The organism is Prochlorococcus sp. MIT 1327 (assembly GCF_047304785.1).
GTDB lineage: Bacteria > Cyanobacteriota > Cyanobacteriia > PCC-6307 > Cyanobiaceae > Prochlorococcus > Prochlorococcus marinus_D.
The window spans coordinates 1,217,013-1,243,199 of the sequence record NZ_CP138972.1; the positions used below are offsets into that span (position 1 = coordinate 1,217,013).

Consider the following 26,187-nt stretch of genomic DNA (forward strand, 5'->3'; position numbering starts at 1 on the left):
AACTTCTTTATGGTCTCCGATGCAAGCACTACTCAACCATCAAAAGAAATGACTGGTCTTGCGCAACGTCAATCAAACCAGTGGGGAATCTCAATCCGTGTTGAGCAGGGCCAAGTCAGGTGGGGGCTAATTAGAGCTTGCTAATGAGTCCTTGCCAACCGATCTAGGCATGGGAATCACTATCCCTTGAGCTAATCAGCAATCTATCCAACGTAAAAGTTGCAGATCTCTCGCTGTCAATGCAGCCTGAGGGAAGCTCTTTGCCTCATTCGTCATCACCATGCCGTCCCCGAGAACCTTTCTGGCAGGTGATTTGGGGGGCACCAAAACCTTGCTTGCGCTCTATAGCTGGGACGAAAAGCAACTCAAGCAACAGCACCGGCGGAGGTATTTATCCAATCAGTGGACTTCGCTTGAACCCATGCTGAGCCACTTCATCGCCCATTTGCCAGGGGAGATGGAGCAACCCAATAACGGCTGCATCGCTGTTGCAGGACCGGTTCGCCATGGTGAGGCACGTATCACCAATCTGCCCTGGAGCCTGAAGGAGAAGGACCTTTGCTCAGCCACGGGACTGAAGCATTTGGAACTGATTAATGACTTTGGCGTATTGATCTACGGCCTACCCTTTCTCAACGACGCGCAGCAGGTGGAGCTTCAGCGTCCACAGCAGCATTTGTCTGCACAAGGACCAATTGCAGTTCTGGGGGCAGGTACTGGACTTGGAATGGCCCGTGGCCTGCCCACAAAAGATGGGATGGTGGCGCTGCCCAGTGAAGGCGGACACCGTGAATTTGCTCCTCGCAGTGAATGCGAGTGGCAACTTTGTGAGTGGCTCAAGGCCGATTTGCAACTCGAACGCCTTTCATTGGAACGTGTTGTCAGTGGCACCGGCCTGGGACACGTGGCGCGCTGGCGCCTACAGCACAGTGACGCAGATGGTCATCCTCTGCGAGATCTGGCCGATGCTTGGCGCCATGGTGCTAATGATCATTGCGACCATTTGGATCTGCCTGCTCTCGCTAGTCAAGCCGCAAGCGAAGGCGATTCAATTCTTCAAGAAGCCTTACAGCTCTGGCTCGCTGCTTACGGTTCTGCTGCAGGAGATTTAGCTCTGCAGGAACTCTGTGTCGGAGGCCTCTGGGTGGGTGGGGGTACCGCTGCGAAGCAGCTTCCAGGTCTTCGCTCAAGCACCTTTCTTGAAGCCTTCCGCAACAAGGGTCGCTTCCGTCCGTTTCTAGAGCAATTGCCAGTGATGGCAGTGATCGATCCCGAGGTGGGCCTGTTCAGTGCAGCCTGCAGAGCACACATGCTTGCTGAGCAAGGTGGGACACTGACCTAAGTAGACAAGTAGGGATGGCGCAGCCGAGTATCGGCCAAAGAATTGTGGTTGACGTACCGTCCACCACAGCCAACCTTGGCCCTGGCTTCGACTGCCTTGGCGCTGCCCTTGACCTCAACAACCGTTTTGCCATGCGGCGGATTGAAGGGGATAGCGGACGCTTTGAACTCATTATTGAAGGCAATGAGGGAAGCCACCTACGCGGTGGGCCCAATAACCTGATTTATCGCGCCGCCCAGAGGGTGTGGAAAGCCGCAGGGCTCGAACCGGTGGGACTAGAAGCCAAAGTGAGGCTTGCGGTACCCCCCGCAAGAGGCCTAGGAAGCAGTGCCAGTGCCATCGTGGCAGGGTTGGTCGGAGCCAATGCCTTGGTGGGCGAACCGCTCAGCAAAGAAAAACTGTTGGAACTGGCCATTGACATTGAGGGACATCCCGACAATGTGGTTCCTTCTCTTCTGGGAGGTCTTTGCTTGACTGCCAAGGCGGCCTCGCAACGCTGGCGGGTGGTTCGTTGTGTCTGGATCAATTCCGTGAAAGCCGTTGTAGCAATCCCCTCTATTCGCCTAAGCACGAGCGAGGCAAGGCGCGCCATGCCTAAAGACATCCCGATCAGCGATGCCGTAGAAAACCTTGGTGCCCTTACGCTCCTGCTGCAGGGACTGCGGACAGGAAACGGCGACCTGATCACAGATGGGATGCACGATCGATTGCATGAGCCCTATCGCTGGCCATTAATCAAAGGTGGTTTGGATGTTCGCGATGCGGCTCTGAATGCCGGTGCCTGGGGTTGTGCCATCAGCGGAGCTGGCCCCAGCGTGCTGGCTCTTTGCCCTGAGGATAAAGGGCAAGCAGTCAGTCAGGCAATGGTAAAAGCTTGGGAGGCCGAGGGTGTAGCAAGTAGGGCTCCACTGCTTAGCATTCAGTCAGGAGGAAGCCACTGGCAACCTCAGATTGAGGATGAGTAGATATACTCAAGCGCCCGCCCGGGGCTGATCAGTTCCTTCGCATTCTCTTGCCTGCCATGGACGCCAATTTGCCGCTGACGGCTGCGTCCCAGGCCTCATTTCCCTGGCTTTCCCTGATCGTGTTGCTGCCGGCAATGGGTGCCCTGCTGATGCCTCTGTTGCCAAAGAATGAAACAAGTAACTCCCAGGCACCACGCAATTTTGCACTGGTCTTTCTGCTGGTGGATTTCGTGCTCATGCTGGTTGTATTTAGCCGCATGTTTGATGGTCAGGATGGAGGGCTTCAGCTGGTTGAACGGGTTAGCTGGATTCCCTTCATCGGCCTGGAGTGGTCGCTAGGAGCAGACGGCCTTTCGGCTCCTCTGGTAGTGCTTAGCGGGCTGATCACTCTTCTTGCCGTGGCAGCTAGCTGGAAGGTGCAAAGCAAGACAAGGCTTTATTTCGCCCTGTTGTTGGTTCAGGCTTCTGCCCAGGGGCTTGTTTTCCTCTCTCAAGATTTCCTGCTGTTCTTTCTTGCTTGGGAACTAGAGCTTGTTCCGGTCTACCTGTTAATTGCCATCTGGGGCGGAAGCAGACGTCTATATGCCGCCACCAAATTCATTCTCTACACCGCTCTAGCGTCTTTACTGATTCTGATCAGCGGACTCGCTCTGGCACTTTCTGGTGGTGAGTTCACGCTCAACCTCACTGAATTGGCCAATCGATCTCCAGAAGGCAGTCTTGGACTCCTCTGTTATCTGGGCTTTCTGGTGGGCTTTGGCGTAAAGCTACCGATGTTTCCTCTCCACACGTGGCTGCCAGATGCCCATGGAGAAGCCAACGCACCAGTGTCGATGCTGCTGGCAGGGGTACTCCTAAAGATGGGTGGCTATGCCCTTTTGCGCTTCAACGTGCAAATGCTGCCTGATGCTCATCTTCAGCTAGCGCCGGCCCTAATCGTGATTGGGATCGTCAACATCATCTACGGAGCATTCAACGCCTTTGCTCAAGACAACGTGAAACGACGAATTGCCTGCAGTTCTGTGAGCCACATGGGCTTCGTTCTGTTGGGTATCGGCGCGATCGATGCTCTCGGGATCAGTGGGGCCATGCTGCAGATGATCAGCCATGGCCTGATTGCAGCAGCCATGTTTTTCGTCACAGGAACGTTCTACGAACGCACGCAGACCCTCTCCATCCCCAATATGGGTGGCCTGGCCAAGGTCTTGCCAATCACCTTCGCTTTTTTCTTGGCCAGCTCCCTGGCTTCCCTCGCCCTGCCAGGAATGAGCGGCTTTGTCAGTGAAATCACGGTCTTCCTCGGCATCATTAGTCAGGAAGGATTCACTTCAATATTCAGGGTTATCACGATCGTGCTGGCGGCGATTGGACTGGTGCTTACCCCCGTCTATTTGCTGTCGATGTGTCGACGGGTCTTTTTTGGCCCCAGGATTCCCGCCCTTGCAATGATCGAAGACATCAACCCCAGAGAGCTGACCATTGGGCTCAGTTTGATTGTGCCCACGTTGGTGATCGGATTTTGGCCTCGAGTCGCCATCGATCTCTATGAGGCTTCAACCAATGCTCTCGCTGATCGACTGATTAGCCATAGCTTGGTAGCCCAAGGTTCCCTGCTACCCCTTGGCTGAATAATGCCTGTTGCTGTGAACGAAACAAAGTCATCAGCCCTCCTCCAGGGTGAAGGAATCCCAAACTTCACTGCCATTACTGCTCAACAAGTTCAGGATCACATGCCTGAACTTCTCTGTGCTCTTAACAAACAATTCAGCCGGCTGGAACAAGACATAGACAAAGTTTTGGTGTCTGGCAAGAGCATTAATTGGGAACAAGTCATGTCTCCTCTGCATCGGCTGCAAGAGCAATTGCGTTGGAGCTGGGGAGTTGTCTCCCATCTCAACGGCGTCTGCAATACCTCCGAATTACGGCAAGCTCACGCTGCACAAGAACCAGAGGTGGTGCGCTTTGGAAACCTTATGGGCCAAAGCCAAACACTTCATCGTGCCCTGCGCCGGCTTAAAGACCAGACCTCAAGGCCATTGCTGGATTCGACTCAACAGCGGATTTTGAACGCGGAATTACTCTCCATGGATCAACGAGGCGTGGGTCTCGATGACGACGCACAGCAGGCTTTTAATACCACCAGTGAACAACTGGCCGAGCTGTCGACCCGCTTCAGCAATCACGTCCTGGATGCAACCCAGGGATGGAGCCTGCTCCTCAATCGATCAGCACAAGTTGAAGGACTGCCGCAGAGGGCCTTGGAGGTTTTGTCCTCAGCAGCCAAGCAAGCCGGAGATCACCGAGAAGACGGTGGAGAACCTACAGCGGAGCAGGGTCCCTGGCGATTAGGTCTAGATATGCCCCGCTACATCCCCTTCATCACCCATGCAAAAGATCGAGGGCTACGTGAAACGCTCTACAAGGCTCATGTGAGTAGAGCGAGTGCAGGTGAGTTAAACAATCAACCATTGATTGAAGAGCTGCTAAGCCTTCGGCTTGAGCAAGCTCAAAGGCTTGGCTACAGGAACTGGGCTGAACTCAGCCTGGCCAGCAAAATGGCCGAGGGCGTTGAGGCCGTCGAGCAGTTACTTGATGAGTTGCGTGCTGCCGCTTTACCCGCAGCCCAAAAGGAGTTAATTGAGCTCGAGGCCTGTGCCAAAAAACATGGAGCTCCAGAGGCCAGCCAGCTCAAACCATGGGATGTGAACTTCTGGGCTGAACGGCTGAGGCAAGAGCGCTTTGACCTTGATCAAGAAGCGCTGCGCCCTTGGTTTCCCCTGCCACAGGTTTTGGAAGGTTTGTTCGGACTTTGTGAACGTCTTTTTGGCATTCGCATTCAAAGTGCTGACGGCGAGGCTCCGATCTGGCATCAAGACGTGCGTTATTTCCGGGTGTTGGATGCCAATGGTTCAGACCTGGCAGCGTTCTACCTCGATCCCTATAGCCGACCAGCCAGCAAGCGAGGGGGGGCATGGATGGACGAATGCCTGACACGCAGCAAAAGCCTCGAGGGCCAATCGATTCTTCCTGTGGCCTATTTGATTTGTAACCAGACTCCACCGCAAGCAGAGACACCAAGTCTGATGAGCTTCGATGAGGTGGAGACTTTGTTCCATGAGTTCGGCCATGGCCTTCAGCACATGCTCACGACCGTTGAGTATCCACAGGCTGCAGGAATCAACAACGTGGAATGGGACGCAGTGGAACTGCCTAGCCAGTTCATGGAGAACTGGTGCCTCGATCGCACCACGTTGATGGGGATGGCACGTCACTGGCGTACTGGCGAACCGCTTCCGGAGGAGGAGTTCGCAAAATTGCGCTCCAGCCGCACCTTTAATGCCGGTTTGGCAACTCTGCGCCAGGTGCATTTCGCTCTCACTGATCTGCGTTTGCATAGTTGCTGGACACCAGATCTCGGCGTGACCCCAGATCAGCTTCGCCGTCAGATTGCTGAGACCACCACGGTGATGCTTCCTATCGCCGAAGATCAATTCCTCTGTGGTTTTGGCCACATCTTCGCCGGTGGTTATTCCGCCGGGTACTACTCCTACAAGTGGGCAGAAGTTCTTAGTGCTGATGCCTTTGCTGCCTTTGAGGAAGCTGGTCTGGAGCTTGAAGATCAAGTTCGACTCACTGGCGCTCGCTTTCGCGACACAGTTCTCAGTTTGGGAGGTAGCCATTCCCCAGCAGACGTCTATGAGCAATTCCGCGGACGACCAGCGACCACTGAGGCATTGATTCGCCATTCCGGCTTAGCCGCAAGCTCTGCGGATCAGTGAGGAGATGGCTGAAGAGATACCGTACTCTCTGAACCCCCCTAGCGTTATCACAAAGCTGGGGCCAAGACGAGCATGACAATATCCACACGGCACCACTGATTGCACTTGAGGAGGTGCTTGAAACAAGCAGCTTGCGTCGCGGCATAAGCCGAGAACAATTGCTAAGTGAGTTGTTGCGTGATCTCGATCATCGCCGTGTAATCCCACTGATAGGAATGCTGCCGAGAGGCTGGAGGATGGCTCCGGCCGTTCTTCTTGAACGTCTACGAGGGATTGCAACCCTATTAGAAGATGGTTTGCTAAGCCCTCTGCTGTTGGCAGCGTTGGCTGATGACCTACAGCATCTGCTGCCGACTTCGCCAAGTTAATTACTGAGAAGCTTTGAAATCAGCAACTTCAATGCCAACGGATGAGACATCAATTGTTGATGCGTGATTACTGGAACGGCCTGTTGCTCACCCACTGGTAATACGGCTTGCCAGCCTGGAAAAACCATTAGATCCCATCGACAGAAATAACTGCTGCATTCCATTTGCCCTAAAGCTTCAACGTCGCTGTTGAGCTTGCGCAGTAAGGGGCTGCCGCGCTTCATATCCGCTAAACCAGCAAACAAACAGGCGGGAATCCACTGGGCTGTGAGGGTGCCTCGCTGTGGACTTCCTACACTCAGAAAACGATGCGTTCGTCGTGATCCACCTAGTTGTTGCAGCCAAATTCGACTGATCACCCCTCCCATCGAAAATCCAAGTACATCGATAACCGTCTCGGCCCCCCACTGCTCAACGATGAGCTGATCCAACGTCTCCGCCAGCTTGGAAAGCGGAACAGCTCCCAGACGATGAGGCAGATGGGGGATCTGTAGAGGTAGCTGATGCTGTTCGAGTGCCTTCACCAACCGCCTAAAAAGATGCGGGGTATCCCAAAGACCATGTACAAGCACCAATGGTCGACGGGGTTTATCCACTGATGCGACATGCGTAAACATCGCGAAAAGCCTTGACAAAGATCAGGGTGTTGGCCAATTGCGACACCTTTCAACAGCCACACTGCCAATAAACCCAGGCACCGGCGCAGCACATTTACGCACAAGCACTCGCATTGGCACAGGACCGTAGAGATCTTCCAAGAGCACTAGCAATCGCTCGCTGAAGTGTTCGATGGTGAAACACTTCAGTTCAAAGGAGAGTCGTTGCATTGCACCAATAGCCAAGCTGTAGTCCGCAGTGGCATTGAGGTCATCATCCAGGGCAGCCTTGTCAAGGTCTAGCCAAAGGCTGAAATCCAAGCTGAACCACTGCCCTTCACGTCTTTCATGGTGAAGCACACCCACGTGAGCCCACAAGCGCACATCGTTAACATGAATGGCTCCAAAAGGGAGACGATTGATCACAGCGGTAGGTCCTGGTGAGTGAACATGCATTCACCATTGGCATAGTCCGCCACAATGTGGCCTTGTCCACGCAACCGATAGCGATAGGTCACCAGCCCTTCCAAGCCAACCGGCCCCCTTGGAGGCAGTGTTTGAGTACTGATTCCAACCTCGGCTCCAAAGCCATAACGGAATCCATCGGCAAAACGCGTGGAGCAATTGTGAAAAACACCGGCACTATCGACAGCTTGGAGAAAACGCTCAGCCGTCTCCTGATCATTGCTGACAATCGCCTCCGTGTGACGGGAGCTATAGCGACGGATGTGATCCAGGGCTCCCTCTAGATCAGGCACCACTTTCACTGACAAAATTAGATCGAGATATTCCGTAGCCCAATCCTCTTCACTTGCTGACTCTTCTACTCCTAAAGCCCGGCTCGCTGAATCCCCAAGCAGACGAACCCCGGCTTGATGAAAGGCAGGAATTGCAAGCTCTAAAAACGACGGTGCAATGGACTGATGAATGAGCAGAGTTTCAATAGCGTTGCATGCTGCGGGGTACTGAGTCTTGCTATCGATTGCAATCTGTAGGGCCTGCTTCAGATCCGCCGCGGCATCGAGATAGAGATGACAGATTCCGTCCGCATGACCAAGAACCGGAATTCGTGTGTTGTCCTGAATGAAACGCACCAGTTCGTTGCTGCCGCGAGGGATGATCAAATCCACTAGGCCATCAAGGCGAAGTAGGGCAAGGCTTTCCTGACGGGTCGTGAGTAAGGCAATTGCCTCGGGATCGATCTCTGTTTCAGCCAGACCATTCTTCAACGCCTCAATGATGGCCTGATTGGTGTGGCTTGCTTCGCTGCCGCCCTTGAGAAGTGCGCCATTGCCAGAGCGAATCGCCAGTGAAGCGATCTGAATCACGGCATCTGGGCGTGCCTCAAAGATTACCCCCAGGACTCCAAGAGGAACGGTGATGCGCTCCAGCACAAGGTCTTGATCTAGTTCACGATGCAACTGACGCAAACCAAGGGGATCAGATAACTGAGCCAACTGCCTGAGCCCCTCGATAGCCGAATCGAGTTTGCTTTCATCAAGCTTGAGCCGCGCCATCAGGGCAGAAGCAAGTCCCTCAGTTCGAGCCTTCTCTAAATCGAGTCGATTAGCCCTAACGATCTGCTCAGAGCTTGACAGCAAAGCATTGGCCATTGCCATCAGGGCCTTACGCCGCTGGTTGTCATCACTTTGCCCAAGAGCCATGGCTGCTTGCCGCACCTCTGCTGCAAGTCGCAGCAACTGGGCGGAAGGGTCAGGAACTCCAGGAGAAGTTGTCATCACAGCGCGGCACAGCTGTGCTCATCATCACTCCTCAAGGGGCATTGCCGACACTTAAGAGACGTTGAAAGGCAAGTCGAGCTGCCCCCAGGCGACCAGCTCCATTACCAAGGGCACAGGAGCGAATCTGCAAACCCTCCCTGCTCACAGCTTGCACCCGCTTCTCTACTTCCTGACGGACCGCTGGTAGGAAATGAACTGCTCCACCTGCAAGACCTCCTCCAACCAGCACCAGCTGAGGGGTGAAAACATAGACGAGAGAACTGATTCCCACCCCAAGTTTGCGGCCATAGGTTTCCCAGATCTCGAGAGCCTCGCGATCGCCAGAAGCAGCTCGTTCGCTTAATTCTTCTGGGTCCCCAGCCCATAGACGTTGAAGGGCGCTAATGCTGGCGTACTGCTCTAGGGAGCCTTGGTTGCCACTGTTGCAGCTAGGACCTTCCGAATCCACCCCAATCAGACCAGGCTCGGCTGCAGCCCCGTTATGACCGAGAAACAATTGACCCCCAAGCATGACGCCCCCACCTACCCCGGTGCCAAGAGTGAGCAGAACGACGTTTTGAAAATCTTGGGCCGCGCCCTGCCATGCTTCACCAACGAGAGCACAGTTGCCATCATTCGCCAGGGTGACGTGCCGATTCAGTCGTGGTTCCAACCAGTCGGCTAAAGGAACCTCCAGCCATCCAGGCAGGTTTATACAGACCCTGGCGACTCGCCCTTCAGCATCCATTGGTCCTGGCAAGCCCACTCCCACGAATGCAGCCTGATGGTTTGGATCAACAGTTTCGATAGCTTCGCAAAGAGCAACTGTGACAGCACCTGGCACCGAGGGTTGAGGGGTTGGCAACTCGGTTTCTGCCAACAGATGGCCCTGCTGATCAAATCGACCTAACTTGATCGCGGTACCTCCCAAATCGACACCGATGAACTGAGCTAAGTCGGTTGCCAACTGGTCAAAAGCGGAAAAATAATTGCAATTGGCTTTGCCAAATTCCCTGGCTGTCTACAGAACCTGAGAGATTCATGCTGGGACTGATTTGATAAGTAAGGGTGCCTTGCGGAGGAATATCGTTGCGGTCTGGTGTCGCCAAAATAGAAACGTTAAGTCGCTTAGTGATATCAATACCAATGTCTGTGACTAACTCGAGAGTGGGTGGGACTTGCCCAGAAACGCGCTCTTGTTGACTCGTCACAACCGGCGAGACGTATGCAGGATAAAGGGCAATTTGCATTCGTTGACTGAAAGCATCAGAGATTGATCCAAGAACAGGCGTGAGAAGAGATTGACCGATCACAGTCGCTAGTGCCGCACGACCATCTTCTCCCGATAACCCTGCCAGTGAATTTCCTCCAATTAACCCCAGCAATTGAGCACGAGGCAGTGACGGCGAGCTGCGTAAGTCAATGTTTTGGAAAAGACGATTTGCAGGTCCCTCGGCCTTCACCATCACTTTGATCAAGCGGAACTGTCCTCCGGCTCCAAGAGCACCTGTTCCATTGGTGTCAAATACATTCGCTGATGCGGCATTACTGTCGGTGCCGATGCTGATGCTGTCGGAGACCTGGCTGTTCATGGCGACATCAATGTAAGGGATTAGGCCCAGAGAAGGAGTAAACACAGCGACATTCGCAGCTCGCTGATCAAGATTGAAGAATGTCGTAAACAGATTCAGCCGCCCATTCAGTAGCCGAATCACACCACGAGCCTGAAGCTTTGGATCTAGGGGGCCATTCAAACTGAGCAATCCTTCTGTACTGAAATTGGCCAGCGCATTAGCAGTGATGCGCAAATTTGGCCCCAGCTTTAAACGCAGGTTGTCGAAGCTGATAGAGGGGATGTTGGGAATCATCGAGCTCAACATCTTCCTCCGACTGACCTCTACATCTGGTCCAAGCAAGACCAAGGGTTTCTTAAAATCCCACTGCTCCTCAAGCAGGGTGTTGGCATTAACAACTTTGGGGCTGCTGGAAGTTGCTATCGCTTCTCCGGCTCCAGGCCTTTTGGTGGATTGAATGGCAGAGTTGATCGGTCGCAGAAGCCCTGATCCGGCGGGTGAGATCGTTCCTTCTTTGATCGTGAGCTCACCGCCAATCAAGGGTTTCAGTAAGGCACCCGTGAACTTGAGCTTGGCGGCCACCCCTACATCAGCCTTTGGCAACTTAAAACGGGACTTACTGATCTCGATAGTCAGGGGCTGGTCTTCAGGTGCAGGGCGAAGCAAGGCAATGGATCCCGCACCTTGCAAGATGCCCTTCGAACCAATCTTTGCTTTGAGACGCTGCACCTCAAGGCGATTGAAGTCAAAAAACATGGCAGCCTCCAACCCTTTGACAACTTGTTCCATGACGACGAATTCGCCGTTTTGCACCACCAAAAATCCATTCGCCTGAGGAGCGCTAAGGCTGCCGCTAAACAACAACTTGAGGTCGGAGTTACCGCCCTTCCAGGTGACCGCACCTTCAGCAAAATCAGCCAGAAAATGTAGGCCGTCGCCGTGGCTCTCAACCCTGACGTCTATCGGCAAGGAGGGATCAAGAGGCACTTGACCGGTAATGGTTACCGCCTCTTTGGAAGAAGAGCTTCGCAGCGCCAAGTCGAGGTTCAGGAGGGCATCATTTAAGAGAATCTGCCCTTTGTCCAAGCTCAATGAGCTTTCAGCCAACCTGGCGCTTTCCATCACTAGATCAGCTGTGATCTCAGGGGTTCCCCGTCTGAGGTTGTATCGACCCGAAAGTCCCAGAGCGCCCCGCAGTGCTTGAGGTAGAGGTGCAACCAACGAAAGCAGAGAAAAGGGAACGTGAAGCAGTGAAAACGACCCTTCCCCACCATGCAGAGGTCCTTGAATCGAGGCGAAAATGGGTTTGACTTGTAGGGCGTGATCCTGATACTCACCTTCTGTCCAGAGATGACCGCTGGCCTTTAGCCCCAGATTGAGCTTGGACAAATCGGGACCCTTCAGATCTATCACCGCATCAATCTGCCCACGTAGATCTTCTGGATGGATGATCCTGCTACGACGATTTTGCTGGTCGAAACGATTGACGGAAGCCTGCGCCGCTGCCAAGACTTTGAGCTGATCATCTAGAGACCTTCCCAAGGTTTGCATCAACAGAGTGCCCAGATCTTGGGCTCGCCCAATCGAAGTTGGAAGAACATCATTAAACTTAGAAAGTTGCTCTGCACTAGAGATCAGCCAACGCGCGCTTAGACCGAGTGCCTTTGCCTTAGCAGAGAGTTCGCCACCAAGGCGACCTCCCGCTGCAAGATTGATCTGGCCTGTATCCGCTGGTAGCAGCTCACCAGTCAGCTTGTAGCGCTGGTTGGCAACCCTCCCCTGAAGCAAAGCCTGTTGAAATTGCAGACCCATCAACCCTGGATTGCTGATGGTGACTTGGCCTTCCATGACCAGGGGCTGAAGACCCAGGCTGCCTGATCCGCTGAGTTGACCATAAAGGCCTTCAAATCGCTGCTTTGAAGACAGGGCCGCCTCAATCCCATCCACTTTGAAGTTGTTCAACTCCCAGCGATAGTGAGCTGAAATGCCGTTTAGCGAGAGACGGCCATCGCCACGGTTAATCGCCAACTCCTTTGGCAACCAGTCGCGTCCCAATCGAGATGAGAGCTGCCCAGGGATCACCCCCCCCACTGATTCCATCAGCAGAGTGCTACCCCCAGCAGGGAGTCCGGCTAAGTTCCCTTGCCAATCTTCCAACAACCGCAATCCTCCCGCCTCTGGATTCACCACCCGGAGGGATAGATTTGGACGAAGGGCCGACAATGGCCCTCTCACCTGCCCCGAAGCAGCAAGGGTTCCAGCCAAAGAGGTGCCGAGAAGCGGACCAACACGAGCTAAAGGGAAAGGACTCAAATTCAGATTGGCCTGCAGTTCTCCACTGCGTAGGCGTCCTTGATCAACTGAGAGAGGCAAGTCCGCCATAACTTTGAGCAGGGGACTGTTGAACTGCCTTAAGCGGAGCAAGCCGGAATCTGCTGACCACCCCGCTCGCAGAGACCAGGTTTCCAGCAAAGGATTACGTTGCTGAGCAAGGCTTAGCTGAAGTTGGGGGCTCGATGAAGGACCCTCAATCTGAAGCTTGCCTTTGATCAAGGCTTGGCTGCCGAGAAGATCAGCAAGCACAGGGATGCGCTGCCATGCAGGTCCTGCAAACTCCAGGCGCTGGGTGTTCAGCCCTAACTCGGGATAGAGGGGACCCCTTGCACGGACCTGAAGACCTGGACCACGAACATCAAAAGTGTCAATAACGGCCCTGAAGGCCTTGGGATTGCGCCAGTTGGTGCGCATTTGCAAGTTCAGTTGCAGCGGACCATCAACGGGGATCTTTGGGGCAAGAATCCAGCGGCCACTGGCGTGCAGATTGGGCTCATGCCAAGGTCCATTGATCCGGGCTTGGAAGGCATGCCCTTGTTGCCGCTGGTTGACCTTGAGGTCGAGGTTGTAGGAGTGATTGAGACGAGCACCTCCCTTTAGAGAAGCGGTCCAAGGGCCGTAACGCCACTGGCTGAGAGGTAACTGAAGACGATCTTGACGACAGTTGATCTTGGCTTCACGAGATGAGAGTGACTTTTTGAGGGGACCACCCGCTAATTGGAATCGAACCAATGACAGGGCTCCCTTGCAGCCCATGCGTCCCTGATTAAGACTCACTTGGAGGTCACCGCCAATCTGACCCTGCATTTGCATGGGCAGCGTTCCGGGCAAAAGCCCCTGCAATGGTTCAAGGCTGATTTGGTCCAAACGAGCATGGGCCTGAAGCTCTAAACGATCCCAGCGCCCACGGCCCTTTAGGAAGAATCTGCCACGATCTGGCAATACAAATTGGACAGATCCATTGGCCCATCCCTCCGCCAGCTGAAGGTCTGCCCGTGTAGTGGCGGTGAACTCCAAGTTCACCGGTTCGATACGGACCCTGGCGGGCTGAGTTAACCGCAGCTGAAGATCAACCTTTGGGGGAGGATCGCCTTTGGATGGACCAGGGACCCAGTAGAAACCCTTTTGATTACGACGTAGCGTTAACCGTGATCCTTCAAGGGTGAGTACGGCAACGGGTCGCAAACGGAACAGGCTGGCCATTGGGGCAAGGCTGATGGTTAGACCAGAGAGCGATGCTGTGGAATCGTCATGACTTCCAGGCAGCACTTCAGTGGGACCAATGGCCATACCCCAGGGCCGCAGGCCCTGATAGGCACCAATTTTTACAGGATGGCCTAGAGGTTTTGAAAGCTGTTGCTCCAGTTGCGGACGCAGACGTTCAAGAAGGGCCGCAACAACTCGATCGGCGCCAACCCAAACAACCAAGCTGCTCGTTAGCAGTAGAACAGCAGGGCGTTTCCATCGCCCTTTAGCCAAGGATTGACTCTTCTCTCCCATCGATTTGAGTCAACCTTCCTGGGAGCGTGCGAAATATAAGTAGTTCTCTTGAGGTTCACCAGTCCATGTCCATTCCAGAGCTGATTGAAACCGCAACCGGATGGCTTGCCTGGTCAGGCCTAGCCCTAAGCCTAATGACCCTGATTGCTTTCTTGGTTCGTTGGGGACAACGCTTCCGGCTGGTGGGAGTGACCAGCTTCAACCTTCTTCTTTTGGCAAGCTGTTGGGCTTTTGGCGTGAGCTATACCCCCCCCCTCAAGGTGGAAGGAGCTCTGGTGGTACCCGTGGTGTTTGACAACAGCACGGACCTTGTTGTCGCCCAGGTCCCTGATGACTTTCCGGATGAAGCGGTTGAAGCCACATTGCAGCAACTAGCAGGCAACATCCATCGCGGTGGATATAACGGCAGTGAGGTGCATGTGCGGCTACGCAGGCTGGAATCGGTTGGAGAGGGTGTCAGTCAACCCGTCATCCTCGGCGAAGTCATACGCGACTTGCGTCAGAACATCACGCTGCCATTAGCCGAAAAAAGTGATGCAGGTTGATCAACCTCTGGGAGATTTACCTCAAAGCTTTCGTGACGAACAAGCCCTGCTCGTGGCCGCAGGGATCACAACATGGAGCGCATTGAAACGCCTTGAGGACCAGGAACTCAACCGACTTGCTAAGGGAGGGCTTGCGACGACCCGCAACCTGAAACGATTGCGAGGCATGGCGGCACTTGTTTGTGATCTGGATCTAGAACTGGCGGATGCTGCCTTGCTGATCCACTCCGGGCTAGCCACTGCAGCCGCTTTGGCAGCTGCGACTCCACAGGATGTCGTGCATCAGACGGGACGGTTACAACGCCAACTCAATAACCATCGAGAATCGAGCGTGGACCTTGCTATGGCCAATCGCTGGATCCAGCTTGCTCGCACGAGGCAACTGCAGAACTGACCTAGCGAAGCCCCACAATCCCGACAAGAGTGTCTCAAATGATGACAGCGTGCATGTTTGGGACCAATGCGCTATTTGCCAGCGCTGATCGTCGTAGCCCTTGCCAGTGCTTCGGATGTCAAGGCGCAGTCCAGCCTTCTTGAAAGCGTCAAAAACAACCCAGGCGAAGCGCGCGAATTGTGCAGTCAATTTAAGGCTCTCAATACCAAAGGGGTTTCTGCTTATTCATCTCAAGCGATCTCAGAAGTTGCCCGCCAGCGCAATCTCAGCTCCAATAACGCTGAGATTCTGGCCACCTATGTGATTGGAATGAACTGCCCGGATGTGCGTTGAAGGTCGAACGAGCTCTGGATCCGTGAACTGGCACGATGCCTGGCTGACACTCTCTGACGGGGTCAAGCTCGTTGCCAGGTTATGGATCCCGAAAGGTGAGGGACCCTGGCCTGCTCTCGTGATGCGTCAGCCCTACGGACGTGCGCTCGCCTCAACTGTGACTTACATCCATCCTGGTTGGTGGGCAAGTCACGACTATCTGGTCGTGGTCCAGGACGTACGTGGTCAAGGGGATTCCGAAGGCCACTTCAATGGCTTCCTGCAAGAAGCTTCTGATACCAGTCAGACGCATGCATGGGTTCGGGAGTTACCAGAATGCAATGGCCGCCTTGGAACTTATGGGTTTTCCTATCAGGGCCTAACACAGCTGCTTGCCGAACCTGGGACGCCGCCACCGGATTGTCTGGCACCAGCGATGGCAGGAGTTGATGAGCGCAACCATTGGAGTTGTGAGGGGGGTGCTCACTGGTGGCATCTTGGCTTGGCCTGGGGGCTGCAACTTGCAGCACTACAAGCTCGTCGCTGTGGTAACTGGGAAGCATGGAGAGAGCTTCGCCGCAGTTTGGAAGACGACAGCTACCTGTATGAGGGGCCGGCACTTCTGAAACGCCACGATCCCGATGGGATGAGCTTTAGATGGCTACATCAAGCGAGCCAAAACGATCAAGGCTGGGTTGTACACAAGCCCTTGGATTCCTGGCTTCGTCAACCGATGCTGCTTCTGGGTGGCTGGTGGGATCCCCATTTGAATGGCCTGCTTGATCTCTATCAACGATCAAGCCAAGTAGGTGGTAGCCCAGAACTTCATATCGGTCCAGCGACTCACCTGCAGTGGTGGCCTGATGCACAGCAACTTCAGCTGGAGTTCTTTGATCGCCATCTGAAATCTTCGAAAGCCTTAACTAATTCAAGACCCTATGGGCGGATCTGGAATATCACGTCTTGTTCTTGGCAGACATTTGCAAGCCCCACCCAGACCACAACATCAGCCAATGTCAGCTGGAGTCTTGTCAGTGGAGGGATGGCCTGCTTGGACCCCTCAGAAGGCACTCTGCATCAGAACAAGAAAGGTGGCGGCGTGGTTTATGTGGTTCATGACCCTTGGCGACCGGTTCAAGCAGTGGGAGGACATCTCAGCCCAAAACCAGGAGTTGCTGAGCGCAGCGCCTTGGACCAGCGCGCCGATGTGGCTACCTTCACAAGCACTGCTTTGCAGGAACCTCTCCAACTCAATGGGATCCCATTACTGCAGCTGACCGTGCAGTCAGATCAACCGGGATTTGACCTTTGCGTTGCCCTCTCCATTGTTAATTGCAACCACAGCGAGGTGAAGCAGCTCTCAACAGGTTTTCTGCGTGTGGAAGGAGAGCAGGCCCTGCGCATGCTGCCGCGCAAGGTGAAACTTCAACCAATTCTTGCAGACCTGCAGCGAGGAGAACATCTGCGCCTATCTCTCGCAGGTGCAGCTTGGCCGGCCATTGGTGTCAACCCAGGCCACGATCGTCATCCCTGTGGCCCTCCAGGACCCCATTGCCAAGTGGTGACAATGACACTGCAGCTCAATGGATCCAAGTTGAGGTTTTTGTCATGGAACTCCGGCAAAATAGATTTCGATTTGCCCCAAGAGTTTTGAAGCTGTCTGTTTGCCTGCTGAGCCTATCCCTTGGATTGCCCATGGGCCTGAGTGCACTAACCCTTCCGACTGTGGCAGCGCAGGAGACCATTCAAAAGACCACTTTGAGCCCTGCTGAGGCGACAAAAACAGCGCAAATCCTGCTCAAGGCATTAGTGGTGCAAGACGCCAAAACCATCTATGGCCAACTTTCAGAAGCTCTGCGCAGCACCACCACCACTGAACGGATCCAACAACGTCTGAAAAGGCGCCCTCAAGTCAAGTCAAGTCGCATTGTCGACGTCTCACCAGGCATAGACGACACCACTGTCGACGCCATGGTTGAGACCATCGATGGAGACGTCCCGTTGATCATGGTTCTCGATCAGGAAGGGAAATTGATCGCATGGAAATGGAGTGGTCAAGCATTGCCGATCGAGCAATCGGCCATTGATTTCGTTGACGATTTGGTCTCTGCTCGCTGGATCGCTGCGCGTTCCTTTCTTGAACTGAGCTTTCAACAGGAGTTGAAACCACAAGACTTACAACGCAAGTGGACAAAACTCAATCGCGTCAGCGGCGGTTTCCAAAAGGTGAAAGATGCAATTGTTGCCAGCCAAGGAGGGGAACAGCAGCTGGTTCTAGTGACCATTGAGTTTGGCGATTTAACAGACAACCTTTTTGTCATTTTCAACAGTCAAGGGGAGATCATCAACGTGGATTTCTCAGCTGATCTGGTCTGATTGATCAGCGTTCGCTGATTCAACTGCTCCCTCTGGTGCTCAGTCTGCCCTTGCGGTCCATGAATCGACCTAAGCTCCCGGCCATTGATGTCTTTGCCCCATGACCACCAGTGTTGCCCTCGACTGGGTGGTTCAAGACGGCCAAAGACTTGCTGAATGTCGCCACGATGACCCTTTCTCGCTGTTGGGCCCTCAATCCCATGAGGGGCAATGGATCGTGCGCATCTGGATGCCGGAGGCAAGCCAAGTAGAGCTGCTTTGTGATGGCAGAACGACTGCCATGACTACGCCCAATCACTCCTGGATCTTCGAAGCAGCTCTCAACCAAGATCCTGGCCGCACATACCAGGTGCGGGTTAAACGCGCAGGAATCGTGCATGAGCAGCACGACCCCTGGGCCTTCCACGATGAATGGATGGGGGAGATGGACCGTCACCTCTTTGCGGAGGGTAACCATCACCACATTTGGCAACGCATGGGCGCTCACCTGATGGAGCGTGAGGGTGTTGAGGGAGTGATGTTCTGCCTCTGGGCACCCCATGCATGCAGTGTGGCTGTTCTCGGAGAATTAAACGGATGGGATGGCCGTCATCATCCGATGCAGCGTCGCCAGGGAGGCCTTTGGGAGCTGTTTATTCCTGGGTTTAAAGAAGGGGGGCTTTATAAATACGAAATCCGAACGCAGGAAGGCCATTGCTATCAGAAAGCTGATCCCTATGGTTTCCAGCACGAGGTGCGCCCAGCGACAAGCTCCGTAGTCGCGAGGCTTGATCGCTATCAATGGCAGGACGAGCAATGGATGCGGCAACGGGATAGTCGTAATGCTCTCGATCAACCAATTTCTGTCTATGAAATGCATTTAGGCAGCTGGATTCATGCAGCAACAGATGAACCGTATATCGAGTTGGATGGCACGCCTCGGGCGCCGGTACCCGCTGCGGACATGAAGCCTGAAGCTCGTCTCCTGACCTATCCCGAACTAGCCGACCAGTTAATCCCCTACGTGAAAGATCGGGGATTCACCCACATTGAACTGATGCCAATCTCAGAGCATCCATTTGATGGCTCATGGGGATACCAGGTCACAGGGTGGTATGCACCCACCAGCCGATTTGGAAGTCCGGATGAATTCCGTGCATTTGTTGATCGCTGCCACGCCGAAGGTTTAGGTGTGATCATCGATTGGGTGCCAGGCCATTTCCCTAAGGATGGTCATGGCCTGGCCTTCTTTGATGGAACCCATCTCTACGAACATTCTGATCCACGCATTGGTGAACACAAGGAATGGGGCACGTTGATCTTCAACTACAGCCGCAACGAGGTTCGCAACTTTCTCGTTGCCAATCTTGTGTATTGGTTTGAGCAATTCCATATTGATGGTATTCGTGTTGATGCGGTGGCTTCGATGCTTTATCGCGACTATCTTCGACCTGATGGAGAATGGATTGCCAATGAAGATGGAGGGCGAGAAAATACAGAAGCAGTTCGATTCCTCCAACAGGCCAATCACGTTCTTTTCCAGCACTTCCCTGGAGCGCTTTCAATTGCGGAGGAGTCAACAACTTGGCCCATGGTTACTCAGCCCACTGATATGGGCGGGCTGGGATTCAATCTTAAATGGAATATGGGTTGGATGCATGACATGCTCGATTATTTCGAGTTAGATCCTTGGTTTAGGCAGTTTCACCAGAACAACATCACTTTTTCTATTTGGTATGCCTACACCGAAAACTTCATGCTGGCACTTAGTCATGATGAGGTTGTGCATGGTAAAAGCAATCTTCTCCATAAGATGCCAGGAGATGACTGGCAGAAATTTGCAAATGTTCGTGCATTGCTTGCCTATATGTGGACCCATCCTGGCAAGAAAACTATCTTCATGGGAATGGAATTTGGTCAACGATCGGAATGGAATGTATGGGGAGATCTGCAATGGGAGCTGTTGAAACATGATCCTCATAAGGGTCTGCAGAGATTGGTTGATGACCTCAACACTTTCTATAAAGCCGAGCCTGCTCTATGGAAAGATGACTTTGATCAGTATGGATTCCAATGGATTGATTGCAATGATAATCGTCATTCTGTAATCAGCTTTATGCGTCGTGAAAGTAGTGGCGGAACTTGGCTTGTCGTCGTCGCCAACTTCACACCTCAAAGTCATTCAAATTACAGAATTGGCGTGCCTATGAGTGGCTATTATCAGGAAGTTTTGAACACAGATAGCTCTTGTTACGGCGGTAGAAACCTCGGCAATATGGGCGGTAAAAACACTGATGAATTCAATATCCATGGATATGAGCAGTCTCTTGAACTCTGTCTACCAGCGCTGAGCGTGCTGGTCTTCCGTCATGACCCGAAGCGAAGTCTTTGAGTGCAGCCAAAGCCAATGAACATGTGACGAAGCTGCCTTCTCAACATCACTGATGGCCTGAACAACAACGGCCTTCAGGTAGGTTTTCTGACTGATCCTGACCCTTGTAATGAGCGACTCCCAGCCCTTATTGCTCCGCGCTGCGCGTGGTGAGTCGGTCGAGCGGACCCCTGTGTGGATGATGCGCCAGGCGGGACGCTACATGAAGGTTTACCGGGATCTCCGGGACCGTTACCCCAGTTTTCGAGAGCGTTCTGAAAATCCTGATCTCTCTTACCAGATCTCGATGCAGCCCTTTGAAGCATTCCAGCCTGATGGGGTGATTTTGTTCTCAGACATCCTCACTCCCTTGCCCGGCATGGGCATCGATTTCGACATCGTTGAAAGCAAGGGCCCCCTCATCCAAAAGCCGATTCGCAGCCTCAGCCAAATTGAGGCTCTTCAGCCATTGGAGCCAAACGCAACCATGCCTTTTGTTGGCGAGGTGCTCGGACGCCTGCGCGAGAGCGTTGGTAATAAAGCTGCTGTGTTGGGTTTTGTGGGGGCTCCTTGGACCCTTGCTGCCTATGTTGTTGAGGGCAAAAGCAGCAAGAATTACGCCGTGATCAAGGCGATGGCTTTCCAGCAGCCAGATCTTCTGCATCGTTTGCTCAACCATTTCGCTGAATCGATTGCCACTTATTTGCGTTATCAAATCGATTCCGGCGCCCAGGTCGTGCAGATGTTTGATTCCTGGGCCGGTCAGCTAAGCCCGGCCGACTACGACACCTTTGCAGCGCCTTATCAAAAAAGAGTCGTAGACCTGGTGAAATCCACTCATCCCGACACTCCAATGATTCTCTACATCTCCGGCAGCGCTGGAGTGTTGGAACGAATGGGGCGCACAGGTGTCGACATCATTTCTCTTGACTGGACTGTTGATATGGCCGATGGCTGCGCTCGACTTCCCGATCACTTAGGTGTGCAAGGCAATGTTGACCCTGGCCTGTTGTTTGGAACACCAGAAGCGATTCGAGAGCGAATTGTCGATGCGGTTCGCAAGGCTCGAGGTCGCCGGCACATCCTCAACCTCGGCCATGGCATCCTGCCTGGAACACCTGAGGACAATGCCAAGGTGTTTTTCGAAACTGGCAAGACTGTTGACAATCTGATCGGATCTGCCGCTTGACTCCTGCCCGGATCCTGGTCACAGGAGCCAGCGGCTGTGTTGGGCAGTACACAGCCGCCTGGCTACTTGAAAACTCCGATGCCGAGCTACTGCTCTGGCTCAGAGACCCGGCCAAACTCACAGCCATCTCAGCGCAACACCCACGTGTTCAACTGCTGGTAGGAGATTTACGTGATCCCCATTGTTTTGCTAATCAGCTAGCCACGGTCAGCCGTGTGATTCATACGGCAACGGCTTGGGGGGATCCAGATCGAGCCCATCAAGTGAATGTTGTGGCTGTTAAAACTCTGCTCGGGCTTCTCAATCCAGATGTTCTTGAGCAGATTACTTATTTCTCTACGGCAAGCATCCTCAACCGGGATCTTCAGCCATTGCCAGAAGCTCTTGCGTATGGCACTGAATACATTCAAACCAAGGCTCAGTGCCTCCAGGACCTAGAGCACCATCCGTTGGCTGATCGGATCGTGGCTGTTTTTCCTACGCTCGTTTTCGGGGGAAGGGTCGATGGTACGAGCCCATTCCCTACCAGCTATCTCACTGAAGGGTTAGAAGAAGCAAGCCGCTGGCTTTGGCTGGCACGCTGGCTAAGGGCTGATGCCAGCTTTCATTTCATTCACGCAGCTGATATTGCTTGCATATGTGGCCACTTGGCAACGACCCCCAAACTCCCCAATCGAGAGGCTGGGCAGGGAGCTGTTCGGCGTTTGGTTATGGGTCAACCCGCTATCTCTGTGAATCAAGCAATAGCGACTCTTTGTCGTTGGCGTGGGCTTAGGCAGACGCCTGGCCTACCCCTCTGGGGTTGGCTGATTGAGGCTCTGATCAAGGTGCTACCGATCGAAATCAATGCCTGGGATCGATTCAGCATCAAACAACGGCACTTTGTGCATGATCCAATTACGACACCAGAACGTGTCGGAGGTCACAGCCATGCAGCCACACTTGAAGCCGTCTTGGCAGATTCAGGGCTGCCGCAGCGCGGAAAACTTCACAATTAGGGCTAAAGTATTCCTAGAAATCATGTAAGCCCTCATGGCCTCAATGCTTCGCTCTATCTCAGCAGCTGCCTGCGCCCTGCTTTTGGTGATTGGGCTTGGAGTCTCTTCCGTTCAGGCTGCCACGACTGAAGTGAAGCTAGGCTCCGACTCAGGCATGCTTGCTTTCGAGCCCAGCTCTATAACGATTCAAGAAGGAGATACGATCAAGTTCGTCAACAACAATCTGGCCCCACATAACGCTGTATTTGAAGGTCACGATGAGTTAAGCCATCCAGATTTAGCCTTTGCACCTGGTGAATCTTGGGAACAAACCTTCTCAACTGCTGGTACTTACGATTTCTACTGTGAGCCCCATCGTGGCGCTGGCATGGTTGGAACGGTTACTGTTAATTGAGTTGAACTGACTGATCAATAAGTAGATTTTAAAGACCCTAAAAATATCAAGCCTGAGGTGGCAATTCTTTTTTTGTTGCCTCATTATTTATATTGGATGACATAGGTTTGATCCCTCAAGCAAGCTTGAATAGGTTTCTCGCAGGTTTGCAGGCATCAAAGCTTGGATATATTATGAAGCTAAGAATTTATATGATGCAATGACACGAGAGGGGCTCTCTGATCTTCTCCATGCCGCTGAGCACAGTTTAAGGCTGCGGGACCAGCTGAAGAATTGCTCTAATGATCAGGAGTTGATAGATCTAGCTAAAGATTATGGTTTTTCTGTCAAGCTTTACGACCTTCAAAATGAGGCTGAGTCACAGCAGATAGAGGATTGGTTTAGAAACAGTAGAATCTCTCCAATTCGCAAATGATTGGCTTGAATGCAAGTGGCTGCAAGTCTTTAAATATTTGGTTTTGAAATGGTTGAAGGTCATGGCGCTTATGTTGAATTAAGGTATAAGCATGATTGGTGTCAGTAGTAATACATTTTCCTTAGAGTAAAAGATAGGCTAAATGTTGGGTAGGCGATTGCATTTGGATCAAGAGAATATTAAAAGCTTAAGCGATGAAGAGATGATCTAATCGTGCTTGGATGGTTGATCTATAGGCTTCTTTAAGCCAATAATTAAATACCTTAATGCATAGATGACAGTTGTTGATGACGAATTCAGCAATGAGGTTTGATTTGTCTCTTGGTGGTGCTTACCACACTCTGCCGAAAGAGCCGTACCAATCAGAACGGTTTACCGCTTGGCGCTAATGGTTAGTCGACATACGGTTGAATCAACGTAAAAGACCACATGCAACCTACGGCGGATCAATTTACCGAAAAAGGCTGGGCAGCAATCGTTTTGGCCCAACAACTTGCCCAACAACGCAAGCACCAGCAACTGGAAACAGAGCATTTGTTGTTGTCACTGCTCCAGCAAAACGCTTTGGCAGGAAGAATCCTAGAAAAAGCAGGTGTGTCGATCGGCAACTTGCAAACAGCCGTGGAGGCACACCTGCAAGAACAGCCCACTCTGCAGGCAGCGCCAGACTCTGTCTATCTGGGCAAGGGAGTCAATGATCTTCTCGATCAAGCTGAGAAACATAAGCAAGCTTTTGGCGATAGTTTCATCTCGATTGAACATCTGTTACTTGCATTGGCCGGGGACAATCGTTGTGGCCGCAAGTTGCTCAATCAAGCGGGCGTGGATGCCGGCAAACTAAAGGTTGCAATTGACGCGGTACGCGGAAACCAGAAGGTGACCGATCAGAACCCAGAAGGAACTTACGAATCTCTCGAAAAATATGGCAGAGACCTTACTGCTGCTGCTCGCGAAGGCAAACTCGACCCTGTCATCGGAAGAGACGATGAGATTCGACGCACGATTCAGATTCTTAGTAGGCGCACCAAAAACAACCCTGTCCTCATCGGGGAGCCAGGGGTGGGAAAAACCGCAATTGTTGAAGGCCTCGCACAGCGGATTGTTAATGGCGATGTACCTGCAGCCCTTCAGAACAGACAGTTAATCGCCCTTGATATGGGTGCTTTGATTGCAGGGGCGAAATATCGAGGTGAATTCGAAGAGCGACTCAAGGCGGTGCTCAAAGAAGTTACCGCCTCTGAAGGACAAATCGTACTTTTTATTGATGAAATCCATACTGTTGTAGGCGCTGGAGCGACCGGTGGGGCAATGGATGCCAGCAATCTGCTTAAGCCAATGCTGGCTCGAGGAGAACTGCGCTGCATTGGTGCAACGACCCTCGATGAGCACCGACAGCACATCGAAAAAGACCCCGCTTTAGAAAGAAGATTCCAGCAAGTGCTTGTGGATCAACCCACAGTGCAAGACACGATCTCCATCCTGCGTGGTCTCAAAGAACGCTACGAAGTGCATCATGGTGTGCGCATTGCTGATAACGCCCTAGTTGCTGCAGCTGTGCTCAGTAGCCGATATATTGCCGATCGTTTTTTGCCAGATAAAGCCATCGATTTGATGGATGAATCTGCTGCACGGCTGAAAATGGAAATCACTTCCAAGCCTGAGGAAATTGATGAAATCGATCGCAAGATTGTGCAGCTCGAGATGGAGAAGCTTTCCCTAGGACGTGAGTCCGACTCCGTTAGCAAGGAAAGGTTGGAAAAACTAGAACGCGAACTTGCTGAATTAGCAGAGCAACAAAGTGCCCTCAATGCACAGTGGCAACAAGAAAAAGGTGCGATTGACGACCTTTCTTCGCTCAAAGAAGAAATCGAACGGGTGCAATTGCAAGTTGAGCAAGCCAAGCGCAGCTACGACCTCAACAAGGCAGCTGAACTGGAGTATGGAACTCTGGCGGGATTGCAGAAACAACTCAGCGAGAAAGAAACTGCCCTGGCCCAAGATGGAGAGCCAGGCGATAAATCACTGCTGCGAGAGGAGGTTACGGAAGACGATATTGCTGATGTCATCGCTAAATGGACCGGGATTCCCGTCGCCAAGCTTGTGCAGTCGGAAATGGAAAAGCTGCTTGGACTTGAAGCAGAACTCCACCAACGTGTGATTGGCCAAGAACAGGCTGTGCAAGCTGTTGCGGATGCGATTCAGCGTTCTAGGGCAGGTTTAAGTGATCCCAACCGCCCGATCGCAAGTTTTTTATTTCTAGGCCCCACTGGTGTCGGTAAAACGGAGCTATCCAAAGCATTGGCCTCTCAACTGTTTGACAGCGAGGCGGCTTTGGTTCGAATCGATATGTCTGAGTATATGGAGAAGCACAGTGTCAGCAGACTGATTGGGGCACCTCCGGGTTATGTCGGCTATGAGGCTGGTGGACAGCTCACCGAAGCCGTACGCAGACGCCCTTATGCGGTAATCCTGTTCGATGAAGTGGAGAAGGCACACCAAGATGTGTTCAATGTGATGTTACAGATCCTTGATGATGGACGTGTCACCGATGGTCAGGGTCGCACAGTTGATTTTACAAATACGGTGCTAATTCTTACCAGTAATATTGGCAGCCAGTCGATTCTCGACTTGGGAGGCGATGATAGTCAATACGGGGAAATGGAGCGGCGAGTTCATGATGCTTTGCACGCTCATTTTAGGCCTGAGTTTCTCAACCGCCTGGATGAAACAATCATCTTTCATAGCCTCAGGCGCGAGGAATTGCGTCAGATCGTTGCCCTTCAGGTCAATCGGCTGCGTGAGCGTCTTTGCGATCGCAAGCTTGGCCTAGAGATCAGTGATACAGCAGCTGATTGGCTCGCCAATGCTGGCTATGACCCTGTTTATGGGGCTAGACCCCTTAAGCGAGCGATACAACGCGAGCTTGAAACTCCAATAGCCAAAAGTATCCTGGCGGGCCTTTATGGAGATAGTCAGATTGTGCATGTGGATGTGGATCAGGAGCGTCTGAGTTTTCGCTAATGCTTATCCCCTTT

The 26,187-nt window shown here is 52.8% G+C and carries 21 protein-coding genes; 16 read left to right on the forward strand and 5 right to left on the reverse strand.

The annotated features are described in order from the left end of the window. Positions 1 to 280 precede the first annotated feature (280 nt). The 5 genes from glk (at position 281) to SIB80_RS05970 (ending at position 6,454) form a co-directional block, all read left to right on the forward strand. The gene (gene glk, locus SIB80_RS05950; RefSeq protein WP_063414049.1) at positions 281 to 1,342 is read left to right on the forward strand and encodes a glucokinase; all 1,062 of its coding nucleotides are present in this window, start codon (positions 281 to 283) and stop codon (positions 1,340 to 1,342) included. A 14-nt stretch (positions 1,343 to 1,356) separates the two neighbouring features. Continuing rightward, complete coding sequence (gene thrB / locus SIB80_RS05955) at positions 1,357 to 2,307, forward strand: homoserine kinase (RefSeq protein WP_011129805.1); 951 nt, start codon at positions 1,357 to 1,359, stop codon at positions 2,305 to 2,307. Between the two features lie 56 nt (positions 2,308 to 2,363). Then, positions 2,364 to 3,935, forward strand: coding sequence for an NAD(P)H-quinone oxidoreductase subunit 4 (locus tag SIB80_RS05960; protein WP_063399344.1), 1,572 nt, complete (start codon positions 2,364 to 2,366; stop codon positions 3,933 to 3,935). Positions 3,936 to 3,938: 3 nt separating this feature from the next. Continuing rightward, positions 3,939 to 6,086 (forward strand): M3 family metallopeptidase, encoded by a 2,148-nt coding sequence (locus SIB80_RS05965; protein WP_063419401.1) that lies wholly within the window; start codon positions 3,939 to 3,941, stop codon positions 6,084 to 6,086. A 113-nt stretch (positions 6,087 to 6,199) separates the two neighbouring features. Beyond that, positions 6,200 to 6,454: a hypothetical protein gene (locus tag SIB80_RS05970; RefSeq protein WP_063419402.1), complete on the forward strand. Its 255-nt coding sequence runs from the start codon at positions 6,200 to 6,202 to the stop codon at positions 6,452 to 6,454. Here SIB80_RS05970 and SIB80_RS05975 read toward each other — a convergent pair. Genes SIB80_RS05975 through SIB80_RS05995 form a run of 5 tightly spaced genes read right to left on the reverse strand, consistent with a single transcriptional unit; the run spans position 6,451 to position 14,179 of the window. After that, entirely contained in the window at positions 6,451 to 7,071 is a 621-nt protein-coding gene (locus tag SIB80_RS05975) for an esterase/lipase family protein (RefSeq protein ID WP_063419403.1), read from the reverse strand. The genes SIB80_RS05970 and SIB80_RS05975 overlap by 4 nt on opposite strands. A 21-nt stretch (positions 7,072 to 7,092) precedes the next feature. Continuing rightward, positions 7,093 to 7,506: a dihydroneopterin aldolase gene (locus SIB80_RS05980; protein ID WP_063419404.1), complete on the reverse strand. Its 414-nt coding sequence runs from the start codon at positions 7,504 to 7,506 to the stop codon at positions 7,093 to 7,095. Beyond that, positions 7,473 to 8,789, reverse strand: a complete 1,317-nt coding sequence (locus SIB80_RS05985) for a glutamate-5-semialdehyde dehydrogenase (protein WP_063419405.1) — start codon at positions 8,787 to 8,789, stop codon at positions 7,473 to 7,475. Before SIB80_RS05985 ends, SIB80_RS05980 begins: the two co-directional genes overlap by 34 nt. A 34-nt stretch (positions 8,790 to 8,823) precedes the next feature. After that, positions 8,824 to 9,738: an ROK family protein gene (locus SIB80_RS05990; protein ID WP_063419406.1), complete on the reverse strand. Its 915-nt coding sequence runs from the start codon at positions 9,736 to 9,738 to the stop codon at positions 8,824 to 8,826. A gap of 4 nt (positions 9,739 to 9,742) precedes the next feature. Then, positions 9,743 to 14,179 carry a translocation/assembly module TamB domain-containing protein gene (locus SIB80_RS05995; protein ID WP_063419407.1) on the reverse strand — a complete coding sequence of 1,479 codons (4,437 nt, stop codon included), beginning with the start codon at positions 14,177 to 14,179 and terminating at the stop codon, positions 9,743 to 9,745. Between the two features lie 65 nt (positions 14,180 to 14,244). Between SIB80_RS05995 and SIB80_RS06000 the strand changes: the two genes are divergently transcribed. From SIB80_RS06000 to clpB, 11 genes are all read left to right on the forward strand, one after another. After that, the gene (locus tag SIB80_RS06000; protein WP_011129818.1) at positions 14,245 to 14,724 is read left to right on the forward strand and encodes a Ycf51 family protein; all 480 of its coding nucleotides are present in this window, start codon (positions 14,245 to 14,247) and stop codon (positions 14,722 to 14,724) included. After that, positions 14,714 to 15,118, forward strand: a complete 405-nt coding sequence (locus SIB80_RS06005; protein WP_063419408.1) for a DUF4332 domain-containing protein — start codon at positions 14,714 to 14,716, stop codon at positions 15,116 to 15,118. The genes SIB80_RS06000 and SIB80_RS06005 overlap by 11 nt, the downstream gene beginning before the upstream one ends. A gap of 66 nt (positions 15,119 to 15,184) precedes the next feature. Then, entirely contained in the window at positions 15,185 to 15,451 is a 267-nt protein-coding gene (locus SIB80_RS06010; protein WP_011129820.1) for a hypothetical protein, read from the forward strand. Then, entirely contained in the window at positions 15,441 to 17,084 is a 1,644-nt protein-coding gene (locus SIB80_RS06015) for a CocE/NonD family hydrolase (RefSeq protein ID WP_063419409.1), read from the forward strand. Before SIB80_RS06010 ends, SIB80_RS06015 begins: the two co-directional genes overlap by 11 nt. Next, positions 17,039 to 17,806 carry a DUF3887 domain-containing protein gene (locus SIB80_RS06020; protein WP_063403251.1) on the forward strand — a complete coding sequence of 256 codons (768 nt, stop codon included), beginning with the start codon at positions 17,039 to 17,041 and terminating at the stop codon, positions 17,804 to 17,806. The genes SIB80_RS06015 and SIB80_RS06020 overlap by 46 nt, the downstream gene beginning before the upstream one ends. A 100-nt stretch (positions 17,807 to 17,906) precedes the next feature. Then, positions 17,907 to 20,177, forward strand: a complete 2,271-nt coding sequence (gene glgB / locus SIB80_RS06025; protein ID WP_063419410.1) for a 1,4-alpha-glucan branching protein GlgB — start codon at positions 17,907 to 17,909, stop codon at positions 20,175 to 20,177. A 109-nt stretch (positions 20,178 to 20,286) separates the two neighbouring features. Beyond that, positions 20,287 to 21,345, forward strand: a complete 1,059-nt coding sequence (hemE, locus tag SIB80_RS06030) for a uroporphyrinogen decarboxylase (protein ID WP_063414025.1) — start codon at positions 20,287 to 20,289, stop codon at positions 21,343 to 21,345. Then, on the forward strand, positions 21,342 to 22,343 hold the full coding sequence (locus tag SIB80_RS06035; RefSeq protein ID WP_063419411.1) for an NAD-dependent epimerase/dehydratase family protein: 1,002 nt from the start codon (positions 21,342 to 21,344) through the stop codon (positions 22,341 to 22,343). Before hemE ends, SIB80_RS06035 begins: the two co-directional genes overlap by 4 nt. A gap of 34 nt (positions 22,344 to 22,377) precedes the next feature. Continuing rightward, positions 22,378 to 22,737 (forward strand): plastocyanin, encoded by a 360-nt coding sequence (gene petE, locus SIB80_RS06040; RefSeq protein ID WP_063419412.1) that lies wholly within the window; start codon positions 22,378 to 22,380, stop codon positions 22,735 to 22,737. Between the two features lie 199 nt (positions 22,738 to 22,936). Next, positions 22,937 to 23,152: a Nif11-like leader peptide family natural product precursor gene (locus SIB80_RS06045; RefSeq protein ID WP_063419413.1), complete on the forward strand. Its 216-nt coding sequence runs from the start codon at positions 22,937 to 22,939 to the stop codon at positions 23,150 to 23,152. A 429-nt stretch (positions 23,153 to 23,581) separates the two neighbouring features. Then, entirely contained in the window at positions 23,582 to 26,173 is a 2,592-nt protein-coding gene (clpB, locus tag SIB80_RS06050) for an ATP-dependent chaperone ClpB (protein WP_063419414.1), read from the forward strand. The last annotated feature ends 14 nt before the right edge of the window (positions 26,174 to 26,187 follow it).